This is a genomic window from Rhodococcus opacus, assembly GCF_012396235.1.
GTDB lineage: Bacteria > Actinomycetota > Actinomycetes > Mycobacteriales > Mycobacteriaceae > Rhodococcus_F > Rhodococcus_F opacus.
In genome coordinates, this window is record NZ_JAAXPA010000004.1 from 218,453 (window position 1) to 233,939 (window position 15,487).

The 15,487-nt window shown below is 68.2% G+C and carries 17 protein-coding genes; 12 read left to right on the forward strand and 5 right to left on the reverse strand.

Annotated features, from left to right (window positions below):
- The first annotated feature begins 90 nt into the window (after nucleotides 1–90).
- The 4 genes from HGB39_RS07010 (at nucleotide 91) to HGB39_RS07025 (ending at nucleotide 3,778) form a co-directional block, all read left to right on the forward strand.
- Nucleotides 91–711, forward strand: a complete 621-nt coding sequence (locus tag HGB39_RS07010) for a TetR/AcrR family transcriptional regulator (RefSeq protein ID WP_005261343.1) — start codon at nucleotides 91–93, stop codon at nucleotides 709–711.
- 99 nt (nucleotides 712–810) lie between these two features.
- Nucleotides 811–2,022 (forward strand): acyl-CoA dehydrogenase family protein, encoded by a 1,212-nt coding sequence (locus tag HGB39_RS07015; protein ID WP_005569503.1) that lies wholly within the window; start codon nucleotides 811–813, stop codon nucleotides 2,020–2,022.
- Nucleotides 2,019–3,044, forward strand: a complete 1,026-nt coding sequence (locus HGB39_RS07020; RefSeq protein WP_005569505.1) for a phosphotransferase family protein — start codon at nucleotides 2,019–2,021, stop codon at nucleotides 3,042–3,044. The genes HGB39_RS07015 and HGB39_RS07020 overlap by 4 nt, the downstream gene beginning before the upstream one ends.
- Nucleotides 3,041–3,778, forward strand: coding sequence for an SDR family NAD(P)-dependent oxidoreductase (locus HGB39_RS07025; RefSeq protein ID WP_005261346.1), 738 nt, complete (start codon nucleotides 3,041–3,043; stop codon nucleotides 3,776–3,778). The genes HGB39_RS07020 and HGB39_RS07025 overlap by 4 nt, the downstream gene beginning before the upstream one ends.
- On the opposite strand, the gene HGB39_RS07030 is transcribed toward HGB39_RS07025, so the two are convergent.
- Nucleotides 3,766–4,326 (reverse strand): hypothetical protein, encoded by a 561-nt coding sequence (locus HGB39_RS07030; RefSeq protein WP_005569507.1) that lies wholly within the window; start codon nucleotides 4,324–4,326, stop codon nucleotides 3,766–3,768. The genes HGB39_RS07025 and HGB39_RS07030 overlap by 13 nt on opposite strands.
- A 94-nt stretch (nucleotides 4,327–4,420) precedes the next feature.
- Between HGB39_RS07030 and HGB39_RS07035 the strand changes: the two genes are divergently transcribed.
- The 6 genes from HGB39_RS07035 to HGB39_RS07060 are packed head-to-tail and all read left to right on the forward strand — an operon-like array spanning nucleotide 4,421 to nucleotide 8,231.
- Complete coding sequence (locus tag HGB39_RS07035) at nucleotides 4,421–4,924, forward strand: methylated-DNA--[protein]-cysteine S-methyltransferase (protein ID WP_005569510.1); 504 nt, start codon at nucleotides 4,421–4,423, stop codon at nucleotides 4,922–4,924.
- Complete coding sequence (locus HGB39_RS07040; protein WP_005569511.1) at nucleotides 4,924–5,415, forward strand: RNA polymerase sigma factor; 492 nt, start codon at nucleotides 4,924–4,926, stop codon at nucleotides 5,413–5,415. Before HGB39_RS07035 ends, HGB39_RS07040 begins: the two co-directional genes overlap by 1 nt.
- Nucleotides 5,412–6,014: a methylated-DNA--[protein]-cysteine S-methyltransferase gene (locus tag HGB39_RS07045; RefSeq protein WP_005569513.1), complete on the forward strand. Its 603-nt coding sequence runs from the start codon at nucleotides 5,412–5,414 to the stop codon at nucleotides 6,012–6,014. The genes HGB39_RS07040 and HGB39_RS07045 overlap by 4 nt, the downstream gene beginning before the upstream one ends.
- Nucleotides 6,011–6,721, forward strand: coding sequence for a 2OG-Fe(II) oxygenase (locus HGB39_RS07050; protein ID WP_005569514.1), 711 nt, complete (start codon nucleotides 6,011–6,013; stop codon nucleotides 6,719–6,721). The genes HGB39_RS07045 and HGB39_RS07050 overlap by 4 nt, the downstream gene beginning before the upstream one ends.
- A gap of 5 nt (nucleotides 6,722–6,726) precedes the next feature.
- Nucleotides 6,727–7,383: an alpha-ketoglutarate-dependent dioxygenase AlkB family protein gene (locus HGB39_RS07055; protein ID WP_043791252.1), complete on the forward strand. Its 657-nt coding sequence runs from the start codon at nucleotides 6,727–6,729 to the stop codon at nucleotides 7,381–7,383.
- Nucleotides 7,380–8,231: a DNA-3-methyladenine glycosylase family protein gene (locus HGB39_RS07060; protein WP_005569518.1), complete on the forward strand. Its 852-nt coding sequence runs from the start codon at nucleotides 7,380–7,382 to the stop codon at nucleotides 8,229–8,231. The genes HGB39_RS07055 and HGB39_RS07060 overlap by 4 nt, the downstream gene beginning before the upstream one ends.
- Here the strand turns inward: HGB39_RS07060 and HGB39_RS07065 are convergent.
- On the reverse strand, nucleotides 8,228–10,450 hold the full coding sequence (locus HGB39_RS07065) for an MMPL family transporter (protein ID WP_064080710.1): 2,223 nt from the start codon (nucleotides 10,448–10,450) through the stop codon (nucleotides 8,228–8,230). The two genes, HGB39_RS07060 and HGB39_RS07065, sit on opposite strands and share 4 nt — an antisense overlap.
- An 83-nt stretch (nucleotides 10,451–10,533) precedes the next feature.
- Nucleotides 10,534–12,075 (reverse strand): bifunctional 3'-5' exonuclease/DNA polymerase, encoded by a 1,542-nt coding sequence (locus tag HGB39_RS07070; protein ID WP_043791228.1) that lies wholly within the window; start codon nucleotides 12,073–12,075, stop codon nucleotides 10,534–10,536.
- A gap of 116 nt (nucleotides 12,076–12,191) precedes the next feature.
- On the opposite strand from HGB39_RS07070, the gene HGB39_RS07075 reads away from it, so the two are divergent.
- Nucleotides 12,192–12,401, forward strand: a complete 210-nt coding sequence (locus tag HGB39_RS07075) for a hypothetical protein (RefSeq protein ID WP_064080709.1) — start codon at nucleotides 12,192–12,194, stop codon at nucleotides 12,399–12,401.
- A gap of 1 nt (nucleotide 12,402) precedes the next feature.
- Here HGB39_RS07075 and HGB39_RS07080 read toward each other — a convergent pair whose 3' ends face one another.
- Both HGB39_RS07080 and HGB39_RS07085 read right to left on the reverse strand, forming a co-directional pair.
- Complete coding sequence (locus HGB39_RS07080) at nucleotides 12,403–13,746, reverse strand: YhgE/Pip domain-containing protein (RefSeq protein WP_043791231.1); 1,344 nt, start codon at nucleotides 13,744–13,746, stop codon at nucleotides 12,403–12,405.
- Between the two features lie 75 nt (nucleotides 13,747–13,821).
- Entirely contained in the window at nucleotides 13,822–14,070 is a 249-nt protein-coding gene (locus tag HGB39_RS07085; RefSeq protein ID WP_005569523.1) for a phosphopantetheine-binding protein, read from the reverse strand.
- A gap of 146 nt (nucleotides 14,071–14,216) precedes the next feature.
- On the opposite strand from HGB39_RS07085, the gene entS reads away from it, so the two are divergent.
- Nucleotides 14,217–15,482, forward strand: a complete 1,266-nt coding sequence (entS, locus tag HGB39_RS07090) for an enterobactin transporter EntS (RefSeq protein ID WP_064080708.1) — start codon at nucleotides 14,217–14,219, stop codon at nucleotides 15,480–15,482.
- Nucleotides 15,483–15,487: the final 5 nt, after the last annotated feature.

The window sequence follows — 15,487 nt, forward strand, 5'->3', positions numbered from 1 at the left end:
GGCTGTCGATCTGGGCGACCTCGTTCGACTCTAGTCAACTCCCGCGACCACAGCAGGGGAGCGGCGGGTATCTGTTCTACCGTAGGACCCATGACGATAGAGGGCACCCAGCGCGGCAGTTCCTGGCGTGAGTACACCGACCAGGGCTTGTCCAAGGTTCTGGCCGCGGCGCTGGCGGCGTTCGTCGAGAAGGGGTACGACGGGGCGTCGATCCGTGAGATCGCGTCACGCGCCGGTCTGTCGGTCCCCGGTCTCTATCACCACTACCCCTCCAAGCAGGCGCTGCTGGTGGGGCTGACGAACGCGGTGATGCGCGAACTCCTCGATCGCAGCCACGCGGCGGTGGCAGAGGCGGGCCCGACACCGGGCGAGCGGTTCGACGCGGTCATCGAGTCGCTGCTGCGGTTCCACATGTACCGGCGTGAACAGGCCTTCGTCGCGTCCCGGGAGACGCGGAGCATGGAACCGGAGAGCCGGAAGGCGTACATCGCGCTGCGCGACGAGCAGCAGGAGATGCTGGACGACATCGTCCGCGAGGGGGTGGCGGCGGGGTTGTTCCGGACGCCGTTCCCGGAGGACGCGAGCCGTGCCGTCGTCACGATGTGCGTCGCGGTGTCCACCTGGTACCGGGAGGACGGGCCGCTGTCGCCCGACGAACTGGTCGAGCGGTACCTGGCGATCGCGAGGAGCACGGTCGGCGCGTCCGACTGAGTCTTGACCGGCTTTCGAAGGTGTGGAATTGTCGGTGACGACTTCGACCGAGCGAGTGATCGGTCGGTACTGGAGTCGCCGTATTGACTGGAGGTAGTTGTGGCGATCGATCTGTCCTACGCACCCGAGGTGACCGCGCTCGTCGAGAAGACCGAGGCGTTCACCCGCGAAGTCGTGCTGCCCATCGAGGACGAGCACGGCGGCGACATCACCGCGGCCGGTGGCGACACCCTGCGCGTGGAGCTGCAGAAGGCAGCCAAGGACGCCGGAGTCTTCGCCCCGCACGCACCCGTCGAGTACGGCGGACACGGCCTGAACATGACCGATCGCGCGCCCGTCTTCGAGGCCGCGGGCTATTCGCTGTTCGGCCCGACCGCCCTGAACATCGGGGCCCCCGACGAGGGCAACGTCCACATGCTCGCGCACATCGCCAGCCCGGAGCAGAAGGAGCGGTTCCTCGCCCCGCTCGCGCACGGCGACATGCGGTCGGCGTTCGCCATGACCGAGCCGTCGCCCGGAGCCGGCTCCGACCCCTCGGCACTGACCACGCGCGCCGAGAAGGTGCCGGGCGGGTGGAAGATCAACGGCCACAAGTACTTCATCACCGGAGCCGACGGCGCGGGATTCTTCATCATCTTCGCGCGCACGTCCGGCGTGCCCGGCGACCGCGGTGGTGCGACGATGTTCCTCACGCCGGCCGACGCCGAGGGGCTGAGGGTGGGTCGTCACATCGACACCCTGGACCGGGCGATGATCGGTGGGCACTGCGAGGTGTTCTTCGAGGACCTGTTCGTCGCCGACAGCGGGGTTCTCGGCGAGGTGGACCAGGGATTCGCCTACGCCCAGGTCCGGCTCGGGCCCGCCCGGATGACGCACGTCATGCGGTGGCTCGGTGCGGCGCGGCGCGGCCACGACGTCGCCGTGGCACACGTCGCGCAGCGTGAGGGTTTCGGAGGCAAGCTGGGTGATCTCGGCATGGTCCAGAAGATGATCGCGGACAACGAGATCGACATCGCCGCCACCCGCGCACTGTTGACGCGGGCGTGCTGGGAACTCGATCAGGGCGGCCACGCGAGCAACTCCACGTCCATCGCCAAGACCTACGCCTCCGAGGCCATCTTCCGCATCGTCGACCGCTCAATCCAGATGTGCGGCGGTCTCGGCGTGTCCGGTGACCTGCCCCTCGCTCGGCTGTCCCGCGAGGTGCGACCGTTCCGTGTCTACGACGGACCGTCCGAGGTGCACCGCTGGGCCATCGCCAAGCGTGTCGTCGGTGCTGCGAAGAAGGCCGCGCGGGAGGCGGGCGCATGACCGAACATCGGGGACTCGATCTCGTTGCGCTGCGGAAGTTCCTGTCCGAGTCGGACGTTCCTCTCGCCGGTGAGTTGCGGGCCGACCTGATCTCGGGCGGCAAGTCCAACCTCACGTACGCCATCTTCGACGACTCCTCGCGGTGGGTGCTGCGAAGGCCGCCCACCGCGGGGCTCACACCGTCGGCGCACGACGTGGCCCGCGAATTCCGCATCACCTCGGCGCTGCAGGGCACCGACGTCCCGGTGGCCGCCACCGTCGCATTGTGCGAGGACGACAGTGTGATGGGCGCGCAGTTCACCGTGGTGGAACACGTGACGGGCCAGGTGATCCGGACCAAGTCGGATCTCGAGGCGCTGTCCGACGACGACATCGACTCGTGCACCGACGAACTGGTCCGCGTGCTCGGCGCTTTGCACAACGTCGACTACGACGCCGTCGGCCTGGGCGAGCTCGGCCGCCCGGACGGGTACGTGGCCCGGCAGGTCACGTTGTGGGCGAGCCAGTGGGGGCGAGTGAAGACGACGGACTCCGCGGACGTCGACCGCCTGCATGCCGCGCTGGTCGAATCGATTCCGCAGCAGTCGGAATCGTCGATCGTGCACGGCGACTACCGCATCGACAACACCATCCTCGCGGCCGGCGACGTGAGCACCGTTGCGGCGGTCGTCGACTGGGAACTGTCGACCCTCGGCGACCCGCTCACCGACGTCGCCCTGATGTGCGTCTACCGGCATCCGGCTCTCGACCTGGTGCTCGGCGAACCGGCGGCCTGGACGAGCCCGCGACTGCCGTCGGCGGACGATCTCGCGCAGCGCTACACCGTGGCGTCGGGGCGCGAACTGGTCCACTGGAACTTCTACCTGGCGCTCGCGAACTTCAAACTCGCCGTGATCGCCGAGGGCATCAACCACCGCTACCGTGTCGGCGCCACCGTCGGAGAAGGTTTCGAGAAGGCAGGCGACGCGGTGCCCGAATTCGTCGCGGCCGGCCTGCGCGCCCTGAAAGGACAGACCGTATGAGTCGCACCGCACTGATCACCGGCGCCTCGCGTGGCATCGGACTCGGCATCGCCACCCGTCTCGCCGAACAGGGGTACGGGCTGACGATCACCGCCCGTGATCGTGATCGGCTCGAGTCCGTGGGCGCCGACCTGCGGACCGCGGGCGCGAAGGACGTCGTCGTGGTCGCCGGTGACCTCGCCGACGAGGAATCTGCCGGACGCGTCGTCGAGGCGCACACCGACGCCTACGGTTCGCTGAACGCGCTGGTGCTCAACGCCGGGGTGGGAACCGCGGGCCCCATCGGCGAGTTCCCCATGCGCCGATTCGACAAGAGCCTCGGAGTCAACCTGCGGGCGCCGTTCAGCCTTCTGCAGCAGTCGCTGCCGCTGCTGCGTACCGGTGCGGCGGAGAACCCGGGACGCGGGTCCAAGGTCGTGGCCCTGGCATCGATCACCGGCGTGTACGCCGAGGCAGGGCTCGCCGTCTACGGGGCGACCAAGGCCGCGCTGATCTCCCTGACGGAGACGCTGAACGTGGAGGAGTCGGGCAACGGAGTCTCCGCGACCGCGCTCGCCCCGGCGTACGTCGACACCGACATGTCCGCCTGGATCCACGACACGATCCCGCCCGAGGCGATGATCGAGGTCAACGACATCGTCGAACTCGTCGACGCCCTGCTGCGGCTGTCGTCGCGCGCGGTGGTCCCGAAGATCGTCGTCGGACGCGCCGGAACGGACGGCTACCGCGCGTAGTCGTCGTCCTCCTGGGCCTCGCCACGCTTGCGGAAGAACTTGAAACCGGGGACGCCCTGGATCGCCTGACGCACGCCCTGGACCTCCTCGAGGAGTTGGTGGATCTCCGGCGACACGGTGTCCAGGGTCGCCAGGATCGGCATCAGCCCCTCCATGCGCAGGGTCAGCTCGGGCAGGTGGTCCACCAACCCGATCGCGGCGTGAATCTCCTCCTCGGTGAGGTCGTCGACGAACCGCTGCGCCAGTGGGGCGGCCTTCGTCGCCAGCGGCTCGTACAGACCGATGAGAGTCTGCGCCGACGCGGATGTGTGCCCTGCCGTGGCGACGACGGTCGCCGCCGATTCCGCAACCGCGTTCGCCCTCGCCACGGCGATCTCGGCGCCGTCGCTGATTGCCTCGATGCGGGAAATCAGCACCTCGACCTGGTCCAGGAGGGTGCCGATCCGGCCGGGAAGGGAGACGACGAGTTCAGCGGTGTCCGCCGACCACCGGGCGATCCCGGTGACGGTACGCACCAGGTCGCGGGTGCCGAGTTGTACGAGAGCCATCGGCCCATCCTGCCTGATGCATTTCGCACCTCACGTTTCGGTCGTGGCAGACGTCTACCTTTCAGAGGCCCGTACACCTGGAAGGATTGGCACCGTGAATGCCGACCGAGCAGCACACACAGTCATCGATTCACCGATCGGCCCCCTGACGCTGGTGAGCGTCGACGGGGTGCTGAGCGGCATCTACATGGTCGAACACCGGCATCAGCCGAATCCCGCGACGTTCGGGGAGCGCGACACCGCAGGTTTCGACGAGGCCGTCACCCAGCTCACCGAATACTTCGACGGCAGGCGCACCGACTTCACCGTCCCGCTCGCCGCGCGGGGCACGCCCTTCCAGCAACGGGTGTGGGACGCCCTGCGCACCATCCCGTACGGCGAGACGTGGACGTACGGTCAGCTGGCCGACTCCCTCGGCACCCCGACTGCGGTTCGCGCGGTGGCGGCGGCGAACGGCAGGAATCCGATCAGCATCATCGTCCCGTGCCACCGTGTCATCGGGAGCAACGGCAACCTGACGGGGTATGCGGGCGGGCTCGAGCGCAAACGGTTCCTGCTCGAACGCGAAGCGGAACGGGCGGGACTCCGGCTGAGCTGATGACCCTGAAGCCGTTCGAAGACATCGTGGCCGAGCACGGGCCGACGGTCCTGCGGGTCTGTCGGGCCGTGGTCGGTCCGGTGGACGCCGAGGACGCCTGGTCGGAGACCTTCATCGCCGCGATGCGGGCGTACCCCGACCTGCGTCCCGGGAGCAACGTCGAGGCATGGCTGGTGACCATCGCGCACCGGAAAGCGCTCGACCACATTCGTGCGCGCGACCGGCGGCCCGTCCCCACCGACGAGCTTCCCGAGCAGACGACCGACCGCGGACTCCCCGGCGGTCACGACCCCGAGTTGTGGAACGCGGTCGGCGCCCTGCCGATGAAGCAACGGGCGGCGGTGGCGTATCACTACCTGGCCGGGCTGCCGTACGCCGAGATCGCGGTGATCCTGAGCAACTCCCCGGACGCGTCGCGACGGGCCGCCGCCGACGGGATTGCGGCGCTACGCAAGACCCTCTCGATCTCTGTGAGTGGAGACATCACATGAACATCCCCGACATCGTCTACGCCCTGTCCACGTCGGACTCCGCGGTCGAGCAGAATCTGCGTGAGCGGCTCGCCGCCCTCGCCGCCGAAGCAGGGCTCCTCGACGTCGCGTACCGGACCCTCGACACCCCCGTCGGTTCGCTTCTCCTCGCCGCCACCGATCGCGGGCTGGTACGGGTCGCCTTCCCCAGCCAGGATCACGACGCCGTACTGCAGACCCTCGCCGAGCAGATCAGCCCCCGGATCCTGCGCGCACCGGCCCGGCTCGACCGGGTGGCCCACGAGATCGACGAATACTTCCTCGGCGAGCGCACGAGCTTCGACGTTCCGCTGGACTTCAGGCTGTCCAAGGGATTTCGGCTCGAGGTACTTCACCATCTTCCCGAGATCGACTACGGACACACCGCCAGTTACGCCTCGGTCGCGGCGGCCGCGGGCAGCCCGAAGGCAGTGCGCGCGGTCGGAACCGCCTGCGCCCTCAACCCGCTCCCCGTCGTGATTCCCTGCCACCGGGTGGTCCGCAGCGACGGCAGCATGGGCCAGTACGCGGGTGGGCCGGAAGCCAAGTCGATTCTGCTGACATTGGAGGCAGCGGCATGACTACCTTGACGCAACGCGTGAACGACCTCGATTGGCAGGGTCTCCACGGCGAGACCGACGCCGCGGGATGCGCGCAATCCGAGCAGATCCTGACGGCCGAGGAGTGCGGGCAGATCGCGGACATGTACGAGGAGGTCGAGCGTTTCCGGTCCACCGTCGACATGGCCCGGCACCGTTTCGGCTCGGGACAGTACCGGTACTTCGACCACCCGCTACCGGAGGTCGTGGCCGAACTCCGTGCCGCCTTCTACCCGAAACTTCTTCCCGTGGCACGGGACTGGGCGACCAAGCTGAGGAAGCCCGCGCCGTGGCCGGACACCCTCGACGAATGGCTGGACATGTGCCACGACGCCGGCCAGAAACGGGCGACACCCATCCTGCTCAGCTACCGCGCGAACGACTGGAACGCTCTGCACCGCGACCTCTACGGTGACCTGGTGTTCCCGTTGCAGGTAGTGATCGGCCTCGACCGCCCGGGAGTGGACCACGAGGGCGGGGAATTCATGCTCGTCGAGCAGCGACCCCGCGCCCAGTCCCGGGGCACGGTGACGACGCTGCAGCAGGGTCATGCGCTGATCTTCACCACCAGGGACAGGCCCGTACGCTCGACCCGCGGTTGGTCGACGGGACCGGTACGACACGGTGTCAGCACCGTTCGGCGCGGCACCCGCCGGACCCTCGGCCTGGTCCTGCACGACGCCGAGTGACCGTGATGTCCGCGTTGATACCCCGGCCCCGAACTGTGGTGGCGCCCGGCGCCGTCCACGTCCCCGACTGGCTCACGCCGGAGGAGCAGCGCCACCTGGTGGCCGAATGCCGGCGCTGGGCCACCGCACCGGTCCCGATGCGGGCCGCGCAACTGCCGACGGGGCATCGCATGTCGGTGCAGACGGTGTGCCTCGGCTGGCACTGGAAGCCGTATTCCTACTCGCGCACCGCCGAGGACGCGGGCGGCGGCCGTGTCGCGCCGGTTCCCGGCTGGCTGGTCGAACTCGGCCGGCGAGCGGTGAGTGAGGCCTACGGGAAGCCCGCCGACGGGTACACACCCGATGCCGCGCTGATCAACTTCTACGACGACACCGCGAAGATGGGCATGCACCAGGACAAGGAGGAGCGGTCCGATGCGCCCGTCGTGTCGTTGAGCATCGGCGACACGTGCACGTTCCGCTTCGGCAACACTGCCACCCGCACGAAGCCGTACACCGATGTCGAGTTGCTGTCGGGCGACCTCTTCGTGTTCGGTGGCGAGTCCCGGTTCGCATATCACGGAGTGCCGAAAGTGTTTCCCGGCACGAACGATCCGGACTGCGGACTGACAACGGGCCGACTGAACATCACGCTGCGGATGACGGGACTCGAGGACGCATGAGAGTGCAGCTGCCGTACCGGGGCCCGTTCACCCATGCGCCGTTGTGGGGCGCGCTCCGCGCCCACACCGTGTCCGGGCTCGAGCGACACGACCCCGACGGAACCCACACCCGGGTGGTGAACGGTCCGCACGGGCCCGCGCTGGTGTCCGTGGTCGTACGTCCCGCCGGCGGGTACGTCGAGGCGCACCTGACACCGGCGGATCCGGGAGACGTCGAAGCGCTGACCGTCGCGGTCCGGCGCTGGCTCGACCTCGACGCGAATCCGCTGCCGATCGACGCCGCGTTGAGCCGTCACCCGCAACTGGCTCCGCTGGTGGCACTACGACCGGGTCTGCGGCGCCTGGGGAGCGTGGACGGGTTCGAAACGGCGGTTCTGACCGTTCTCGGACAACAGGTTTCGCTGGCGGCGGCCCGGACGTTCGGCAGCCGGCTCGTGTCCGCGTACGGTCGGCCCGTCCACAACGGATTCTTCGCGTTTCCCGAACCGGAGACGCTCGCGGCGCTCGCACCCGAACAGTTGCGCTCCACCCTCGGTCTCACCGGCGCCCGGGCCAGGACGGTGCTCGCGCTGGCCGAGGCCGCGTCCGACGGTCTGCGCCTCGACGCGGACACCGACCCGGCCGAGTTCCGGGCCAGTCTGCTCGCACTGCCCGGCATCGGCCCGTGGACGGCGGACTATCTGACGGTGCGGGTGCTGGCCGACCCGGACGCGTTCACACCCGACGACCTCGTCCTCAAACGTGCGCTGGAGGTCAGGACCGGCAGGCAGGCAGCGGAACTCGCCGAGTCGTGGCGACCGTGGCGGGCCTACGCGCTGTTCCACCTGTGGACCGACGAAGCGTATTAGTCCTTGGCTTTCGCCAGCGCCGACGGCCACCAGATCTTCTTGCCGATGTCGTGGGAGAGCGCCGGGACGAGGATGCTGCGCACGATGATCGTGTCGAGCAGCACACCGAACGCGACCGCGAAACCGACCTCGGCGAGAAACACCAGGGGCAGCACGCCCAGTACCGCGAACGTCGCGGCGAGTACGACACCGGCCGACGTGATGACGCCACCGGTCACTGCCAGTCCCCGCAGCACACCGGATTTGGTGCCGTGTTCCTCGGTTTCCTCGCGGACCCGGGTCATCAGGAAGATGTTGTAGTCGATGCCGAGCGCCACGAGGAACACGAACGCGAACAGCGGGAACGCCGGATCTGCGTTCGCGAAATGGAAGACGTGGGTGAAGAAGAGTCCGCACACCCCGAGGGTGGCCGCGAACGACAGGACCACGGTGGCGATGAGGATGATGGGTGTGAGCAGGGCGCGGAGCAGGAGGGCCAGCACGACGAAGATGACGACGAGAACGATCGGGATGATCAGGTTCCGGTCGTGCACCGACGCCGTCTGCACGTCGAGAGTGGTTGCCGTGCTGCCGCCGACGAGCGCATCGGCACCGGGTACGGCGTGCACCGCGTCGCGCAGTCGCTTCACCGTCTCGAGGGCTTCCGGGGAATCGTACGAGTCGGCGAGTGTCGCGTTGACGACCATGCGCCCGTCGATCGGTGCGGCCGTGAGGAAGTCGGGTGCGCACCCCTGCCCGGCTGCCGAAGCCACCGCGGCCGGGTTGGACTTGACGAGTGCGGACAGCTTCTCGACGTCGACCTGCGGGCACACCGCGCCGGGATCCGTCGACACCCCGTCCACACCGCTCACCGCCGCGATGACCGCGTCCGTCTGATCGGCATTGGTGACGATGACGGCGGGCGCGCCGGCGCCCGGATCGAATTTGGAGTCGTACAACTCCTGACCGACGACGGCGTCGGGGCGGTTGGTGAAGTTCTCCGACGACGACAGCCCGTCCGTCTTCAGACTGCCGATGCCGACCAGGAACAGCACGGCCAGCAGCACCGTCGTACCGATCCAGAGGGGACGGTCCTTGCTTCCGACCTGGGCGGCGATCCTGCCCCACAGGCCGTGCGTGGTGAGGTCGGCGGCCTCGTCCACCTTGGGTTTCCGCGGCCAGAACACCCACCGTCCCGCCGCGGACAGCGCGACGGGCAGGAACGTCATCATCACGAGGTACGTGCACGCGATGCCGATCGCGGCGACCGGCCCGAGACTCTTGTTGGAGTTCAGTTCGGAGAACGTCAGGCACAGCAGACCGAGGATGACGGTGACCGCCGACGCCGTGATGGCGGGGGCGGATTCCTTCCACGCCTTGACCATGGCGTCGAACCGGCTGGGATAGAAGTGCAGTTCTTCCCGATATCGGGAGATCAGGAGGAGCGCATAGTCGGTGCCCGCACCGATCACGAGGACGAACAGGATGCCCTGACTCTGTCCGGTGAGGGTGAGCACCTCCGCCTTGGCGAGGAAGTAGATGACCATCGACGCCAGGCCGAGCGCGAGCAGTGCCGAGAAGAGCGGGAAGAACCACAGCACGGGGGAGCGGTAAACCACCAGCAGGATCAGGACCACCACGAGCAGGGCGGCGCCCAGCAGTGCACCGTCGAGCCCGGCGAACGCGTCGATGAACGCCACCAGCAGACCACCGGGACCGGCAGGGAGCACCTCGAGCCCGGCGGCCGCGTTCTTCGCGGCGGTGAGGACGTTCTCCTCGGTGGCGGCGAGCACATCGCCGGCGACCGCCGTGCCGTCCTCCTTCGCGACGAGGGGAACGAAGATCGATGCCGTGGTGCCGTCCTGGGAGAACTGTGTCTGGGACATGCCTTCGGCGTCGACCCCGTCGACTGCCGCGATGGCGTCACGTGCCTGGGCGATGGCGGCCTTGTCCTGCTCGGTGAGCGGGGCGTCGCTGTGGAACAGCACGAAACCGGGGATCGTTTCGACGGTGAGGAACTTGGACGATTCGTTGGTGACGATCGTCGATTCGGCGGAACTCGACAGGTAGGCGGCGTTGTCGTTCTTCTGGACCTCGGTGAGCTTGCCCTGGAAGGAACCCCCGAATCCGCCCGCGAAGAACGCGATGATCGCGATGGCCACGATGGTGAACGCAGGCCAGCGGAACCTGCGCGGCGTCTCGCCGCTGGTGCTCGAGTCCGTCGAATCCAGCTTCGTCATGGGTTCTCCTTCGCCGCCCCCGCCAGCAGTGCGTCCCAGTACACCATGTCGAGCGCACCGGCGACACCGGAAATCCGCGCGCGTCAGGCCTCGTCGGAGGTTTCGGCGTAGCAGTCCCGCACCGCCACATCCATCGGGAACCGCACCCGCGTCTCGCCGAACAGCAACCGGGTGGCTACCTCGACCGCGCCCAGAATGTGCCGCGTCGCCGACTCCGGATCCCGGGTATGCACCATCACCTCGTCGTGCTGGAAGAAGACGAGTTCGCTGTCCGGGTCGTCCGCCAGCCGGCGCCGCAGATCCGCGAGCACGCACAGTGCCCACTCGGATGCCGTGGCCTGCACCACGAAGTTTCGGGTGAACCGGCCGCGGGAATGCGCGTCGCCGTGCGACCAGAAGTCGGGGGACGGCGGCGGGCACGCCCGGCCGAGCCACGAGTGCACGACCTCGCCGCGTTCACCGGCGCGGGCCGCCCTTTCCACATATTCGACGGCGACGGGAAAGCGGGTGCGCAGCAGGGTGAGCAGGGAACGGGCCTCGCCCGCGGTGGCGCCGTACAGGACACCGAGGATCGCCACCTTGGCCTTGCCTCGGTCGCCGTCGAACGTCTCCGCCGCGACCGGTGCGTACAGGTCGTCGGCGCCCGCGGCGGCAACCATGCGGGCGTCCCCCGACAAGGCGGCCAGGATGCGGGGTTCGAGTTGGCCGGCGTCGGCGATGACGAACGTGTGGCCCGGGTCGGCGAGCACGCTCGACCGCAGCGGTTTCGGAATCTGCAGTGCGCCGCCGCCGCGGCTCGCCCAGCGGCCCGACACCACGCCGCCGGGAACGTACACGGGCCGGAACCGGTCGTCGCGGACCCAACTGTCCAGCCACTGCCAGCCGTTCGTGCTGAACAACTTGGACAGATCCCGGTGGCGCAGGAGCAGCGGCACGGCAGGGTGATCGACCTCCCGCAGCAGGTGTTTGCGGGTCGACGCGAGTTCGATGCCCTCACGGCGAAACGCGTCGACGACCTCCACGTGGGACGCCGGGTTGATGCGACGGCCGAACGCCGCCCCGATCTCCACGGTCACGTCCTGGATGCGCTGCGGCAGGTCGTACCCGGCAGGCCGCGGACCGAGCGCCGCCTCGAGGAACGCGCGATGGGCAACGGTGGAGAACGGCAGTCCGTCGAAGCTCATCTCCGCGGCGGCCAGCGCTCCCGCGGACTCGGCGGCCACCAGAAGGTCGAGCCGGGCGTCGTCACCGATCGTGTTCCGCTGTTCCGCGAAGTCCGCCACCACCTGCGCCGGATCCGTGGTGGGTGCGGTCTCGAACAGGCCGGGGCGTTCGTCGACGGGTTCGTCCGGCGGTGGCGCGGGTACACCGTCGCGCATGCTGAGGATGGCGTGGGTGAGCGCGAGGTCCTGGCAGCGCCGCACCCGCACCCCGGCTCGCAGCAGTGCCGGATAGACGGCCGCGGTACTCGTCCAGACCCAGCGGGGGTGTTCGGTGGCCTCGATGTCGCGGACGGCGGCCACAGCGTCGGGGTGACGACGTGGCGACTCGATCGGAACGCCCGCGGGATCGGTGCGAACGGTCGTCGCGCCACCGTCGGCGTCGGGAACCAGGAGCACTCTCACGGGCACAGTCTGCTCTGCGTCACCGACAGTCGATAATCCGCCGCCGGGCGAGGGTAAATCCGCAGGTCGGCACTACACTGAACGCAGACGCTTCTCGCCGGAAGGAGGGGCATCCGATGACAACCATCGAAGAGTTCGAGCAGACGGTGACCGACAAGGTGATCGCCGGACTGCACGACAAATTCGCCGACTACGAGCGCCGCAGAGTCGGACTCGCCGAACTCGGCGACCCCGATCGGTTCGTCGAACGGATCCTGGCGGCGGTGCCCGCCCCGCATCCCTGGTACGAACAGTTCGGCACGGCCTGGTCGTCCGCGCCCGCGTGACTCACGCCCCGGCTGCGTCCACCGGTTCGGGTTCGGTCTGCGCCTTGTGGCGGCGATGCAAGCCCTTGCGGTCGTAGAACCGGGTGATGACGGCACCGAAGACGAGGCCGATGAGAAGGCCGGCGAGAGTCATCCACACGGCGTGGATGAGCCCTGCGTCGCCCGCTGCGCCGAAGAACATGATGGCGCGCACCCCGATGTAGATCTGGTGCATCGGTTCGAACTCGCCGAGCCAGGTGTACAGGCGCGGCGCGGCCTCGAGCGGGATCGTGCCGCCCGACGAGGGCAGCGCCAGGACGACGAAGACCAGCAGGTTGATGAGCAGGCCGAGGTTGCCGAACGCGGCCATCACGGACATCGCCGTGATCCCGACCGCGGCGATCGCGAAGGCGCCGTATTCCCACAGGGCGAGCGGATCGGTGATCGGCAGGCCGAGGGCCGAGCTGATCCACAGGTACAGACCCGACACGATCATCGCCAGCACAACCATCACCGCCCACTTGATGAGCAGGGTGTTGAAACGTGAGATCGGGACCGCCTCGTTGTGGACGTACAGCGGCCCCACCTCGGTCGGAGTGAATCCGAGCATGCCGTCGATGAGGGTGCTCGCGATGGTCGCACCGGTGAAACCGGCCAGGACGATCAGGAGCGCGTAGTAGAACGCCGCCAAGCCGAAGCCGGTGCCGTCGGGCAGCGGGTTGTGGGCCACGACCCGCACGTCGATGGGGTCGTCGAGCACGAGCCGGCTGGCCCCCGACAGTTGGAGGTCGGGGGCTGTCGCCTGGAGTTGCTGCGTCACCTGGGTGGTGAGTTGCTCGCCCATCGTCTGATTGGCCTTGTCCAACGCCATCTCCCCGATGTTCTGGACGAGGTTCGCACTGATCGTGCCCGCGCGGGGGTTCGTGTAGATCGTGATCACCGGACGTTCGACGTCTCCGGGAATCACGCCGGCCTGGGCGAGGATGAACGTGCGCTTCGTGAAGTCGCTCGGTATGACGATCGCACCGTAGATTTCCCCGTTGTCCAGTGCGGACTGGGCCTGGGCGATTCCGATCTGCCGAAGTTCGACCTTGTCCGGATCGACACCCTCGACGAGCCCGGCGGCGATCTGGTCGCCGAAATTCTGCTGCTGCGGCGGGTTGGAATTGGGCGTGGTGTCGCCCTCGTCCTGATTGACGAGCGCGATGGGGAAGTGGTTGAGGTGCTTGGGGGGATTGAGCATTCCACCCATGTACAGCGCGGCCAGCAGGGACATGACGACGGAGACGAGGAGCAGGGGAGCTATCCAGAACCGTGGTGTCCGGAGCACGCTCATCCTGTCTGCACCGCTGGTTTCGTGAGCCATGTCCCCTCGCATCCTCCCGTGTCCGCGCCGACCCTGGGATCGACCAGCCGGATCAAGAGTAGGCGGTGGGACCGCTCAGCGTGCTGCCGTCACCTCGAACCAGGCGTCGAGCGTCGGCTCACCGACGAGGTCCACGAGATCCACCTGGACGCCGTCTGCCCGCCATCGTTCGACCAGCGCCATCACGCGCACGGAATCCATTCCCTCGTCGAGGAGGTTCGCGGAATCGTCGATCTCGGCGACCGGGACGCCGAGCACGTCGGCTACGTCGGCGCGGATTCGGTCGCGGGTCGGAACTGTGCTGGGAGCGGAACTCACTGTCATCCTCCGGTGCGTCGGTCGAACCACGGCCCGTTGAGCCGATTCGACGACATGGGGTAGGTTGCTGGGTTAGTGAAGCCTAAGCATAGTTGCTCTCCGCGCGAACGGCGAAACGGAGAGCTGTTGCAACCGAATGTGAATGGATGACAATGGCTGGATTATCGCGATACGCAATCGACTTGACGCCTCTACGGACGAGTCGCGAGTTCCGATACATCTTCATTGCCCGCACGATCTCCATCTTCGGTCTGGGTCTGCTCCTGGTGGCGGTGCCGCTGCAGGTGTACGACATGACGAATTCCACACTGGCAGTGGGCGCGGCGAGCATCGTCGTGGGCTCCTCGGTGTTCATCGGCACCCTGTTCGGCGGCGTGATCGCCGACCGGTACGACCGCCGACCGGTCATCTCGCTCGCCCGTGCCGCAGCGGGTCTGGCCTTCGCGATCCTCGCGGTCAACGCGTTCCTCCCCACACCCCAGTTGTGGATCATCTACCTGTGTGGCGTGATCGAGGGCCTCGCCGGCGGCATCTCCGCGACCGCGCTGATGGCGGTGATCCCGTCGCTGCTCCCCAAGGACAAGATGGCCGCCGCCGGTGCCTTGATGACCGTGATGGCCGATCTCGGCACGGTCGCGTCACCTGCCATCGGCGGTGTGATCATCGCGGCGACATCCGTGGGCACCAACTACGTTCTGGCCGCGGTGTCCTCGGGAATCACCGCGTACTGCATCGCCAGGCTGCCGTCGCTGCCGCCGCCGGTCAAGAACACCGAGAGTCCGCTGCGGTCGATCGCCAGCGGCTTCACCTATGCCACCAAGGACTCCGTGGTCGGTGGGACGCTTCTGGTCGGCTTCTGCGCCATGATGCTGACCGGCTGGAACGTGCTGCTGCCCGCCTACGCCAGCCAGGTCCTCCACGCCGGACCGGCGGCCACCGGACTGCTCTACAGCGCCCCCGCGGTCGGCGCCCTCACCGGATCACTCACGAGTGGCTGGACGGGGACTGCGCGTCGCGGTGGCCTGATCGTGTTCCTCGCGGCCATGATCGCGTCGGCCGGGCTGATCGGCGTCGGCGCCGTCCCGATGATCGCGGTCACGTTCCTCGGGCTCGCCGCGCACGGATTCGGCCGCGTCCTCGGTGACATCCTCCGGTACGCGGTCATCCAGACCGAGACCCCCGAGGAATACCGCGGACGCGTCGCCGGTGTGTGGGGCGCCCAGATCTCCACGGGCTCGGCCGCCGGAGCGCTCGTCGCCGGCGCCGTCGGCGCCGCGGTGGGTCCGCGGGAGGCGTTCCTCCTCTACGGGGCGGGCGGCATCGTGGTGCTGGCGGTTCTCGCACTGACCTTGAAGGGGTTGCGCACCTACAGCAGTGCCGCTGCCGAGGAGGACGACCTCTCGGCAGCGGCACAGTGACGCTG

Bases quoted from the DNA above. Each gene is read 5' to 3' on its own strand.
- HGB39_RS07010 (WP_005261343.1), top strand. From the start codon at position 91: ATGACGATAGAGGGCACCCAGCGCGGCAGTTCCTGGCGTGAGTACACC.
- HGB39_RS07020 (WP_005569505.1), top strand. From the start codon at position 2,019: ATGACCGAACATCGGGGACTCGATCTCGTTGCGCTGCGGAAGTTCCTG.
- HGB39_RS07025 (WP_005261346.1), top strand. From the start codon at position 3,041: ATGAGTCGCACCGCACTGATCACCGGCGCCTCGCGTGGCATCGGACTC.
- HGB39_RS07030 (WP_005569507.1), bottom strand. From the start codon at position 4,326: ATGGCTCTCGTACAACTCGGCACCCGCGACCTGGTGCGTACCGTCACC.
- HGB39_RS07040 (WP_005569511.1), top strand. From the start codon at position 4,924: ATGACCCTGAAGCCGTTCGAAGACATCGTGGCCGAGCACGGGCCGACG.
- HGB39_RS07045 (WP_005569513.1), top strand. From the start codon at position 5,412: ATGAACATCCCCGACATCGTCTACGCCCTGTCCACGTCGGACTCCGCG.
- HGB39_RS07050 (WP_005569514.1), top strand. From the start codon at position 6,011: ATGACTACCTTGACGCAACGCGTGAACGACCTCGATTGGCAGGGTCTC.
- HGB39_RS07055 (WP_043791252.1), top strand. From the start codon at position 6,727: ATGTCCGCGTTGATACCCCGGCCCCGAACTGTGGTGGCGCCCGGCGCC.
- HGB39_RS07060 (WP_005569518.1), top strand. From the start codon at position 7,380: ATGAGAGTGCAGCTGCCGTACCGGGGCCCGTTCACCCATGCGCCGTTG.
- HGB39_RS07065 (WP_064080710.1), bottom strand. From the start codon at position 10,450: ATGACGAAGCTGGATTCGACGGACTCGAGCACCAGCGGCGAGACGCCG.
- HGB39_RS07075 (WP_064080709.1), top strand. From the start codon at position 12,192: ATGACAACCATCGAAGAGTTCGAGCAGACGGTGACCGACAAGGTGATC.
- HGB39_RS07080 (WP_043791231.1), bottom strand. From the start codon at position 13,746: ATGGCTCACGAAACCAGCGGTGCAGACAGGATGAGCGTGCTCCGGACA.
- HGB39_RS07085 (WP_005569523.1), bottom strand. From the start codon at position 14,070: ATGACAGTGAGTTCCGCTCCCAGCACAGTTCCGACCCGCGACCGAATC.
- entS (WP_064080708.1), top strand. From the start codon at position 14,217: ATGGCTGGATTATCGCGATACGCAATCGACTTGACGCCTCTACGGACG.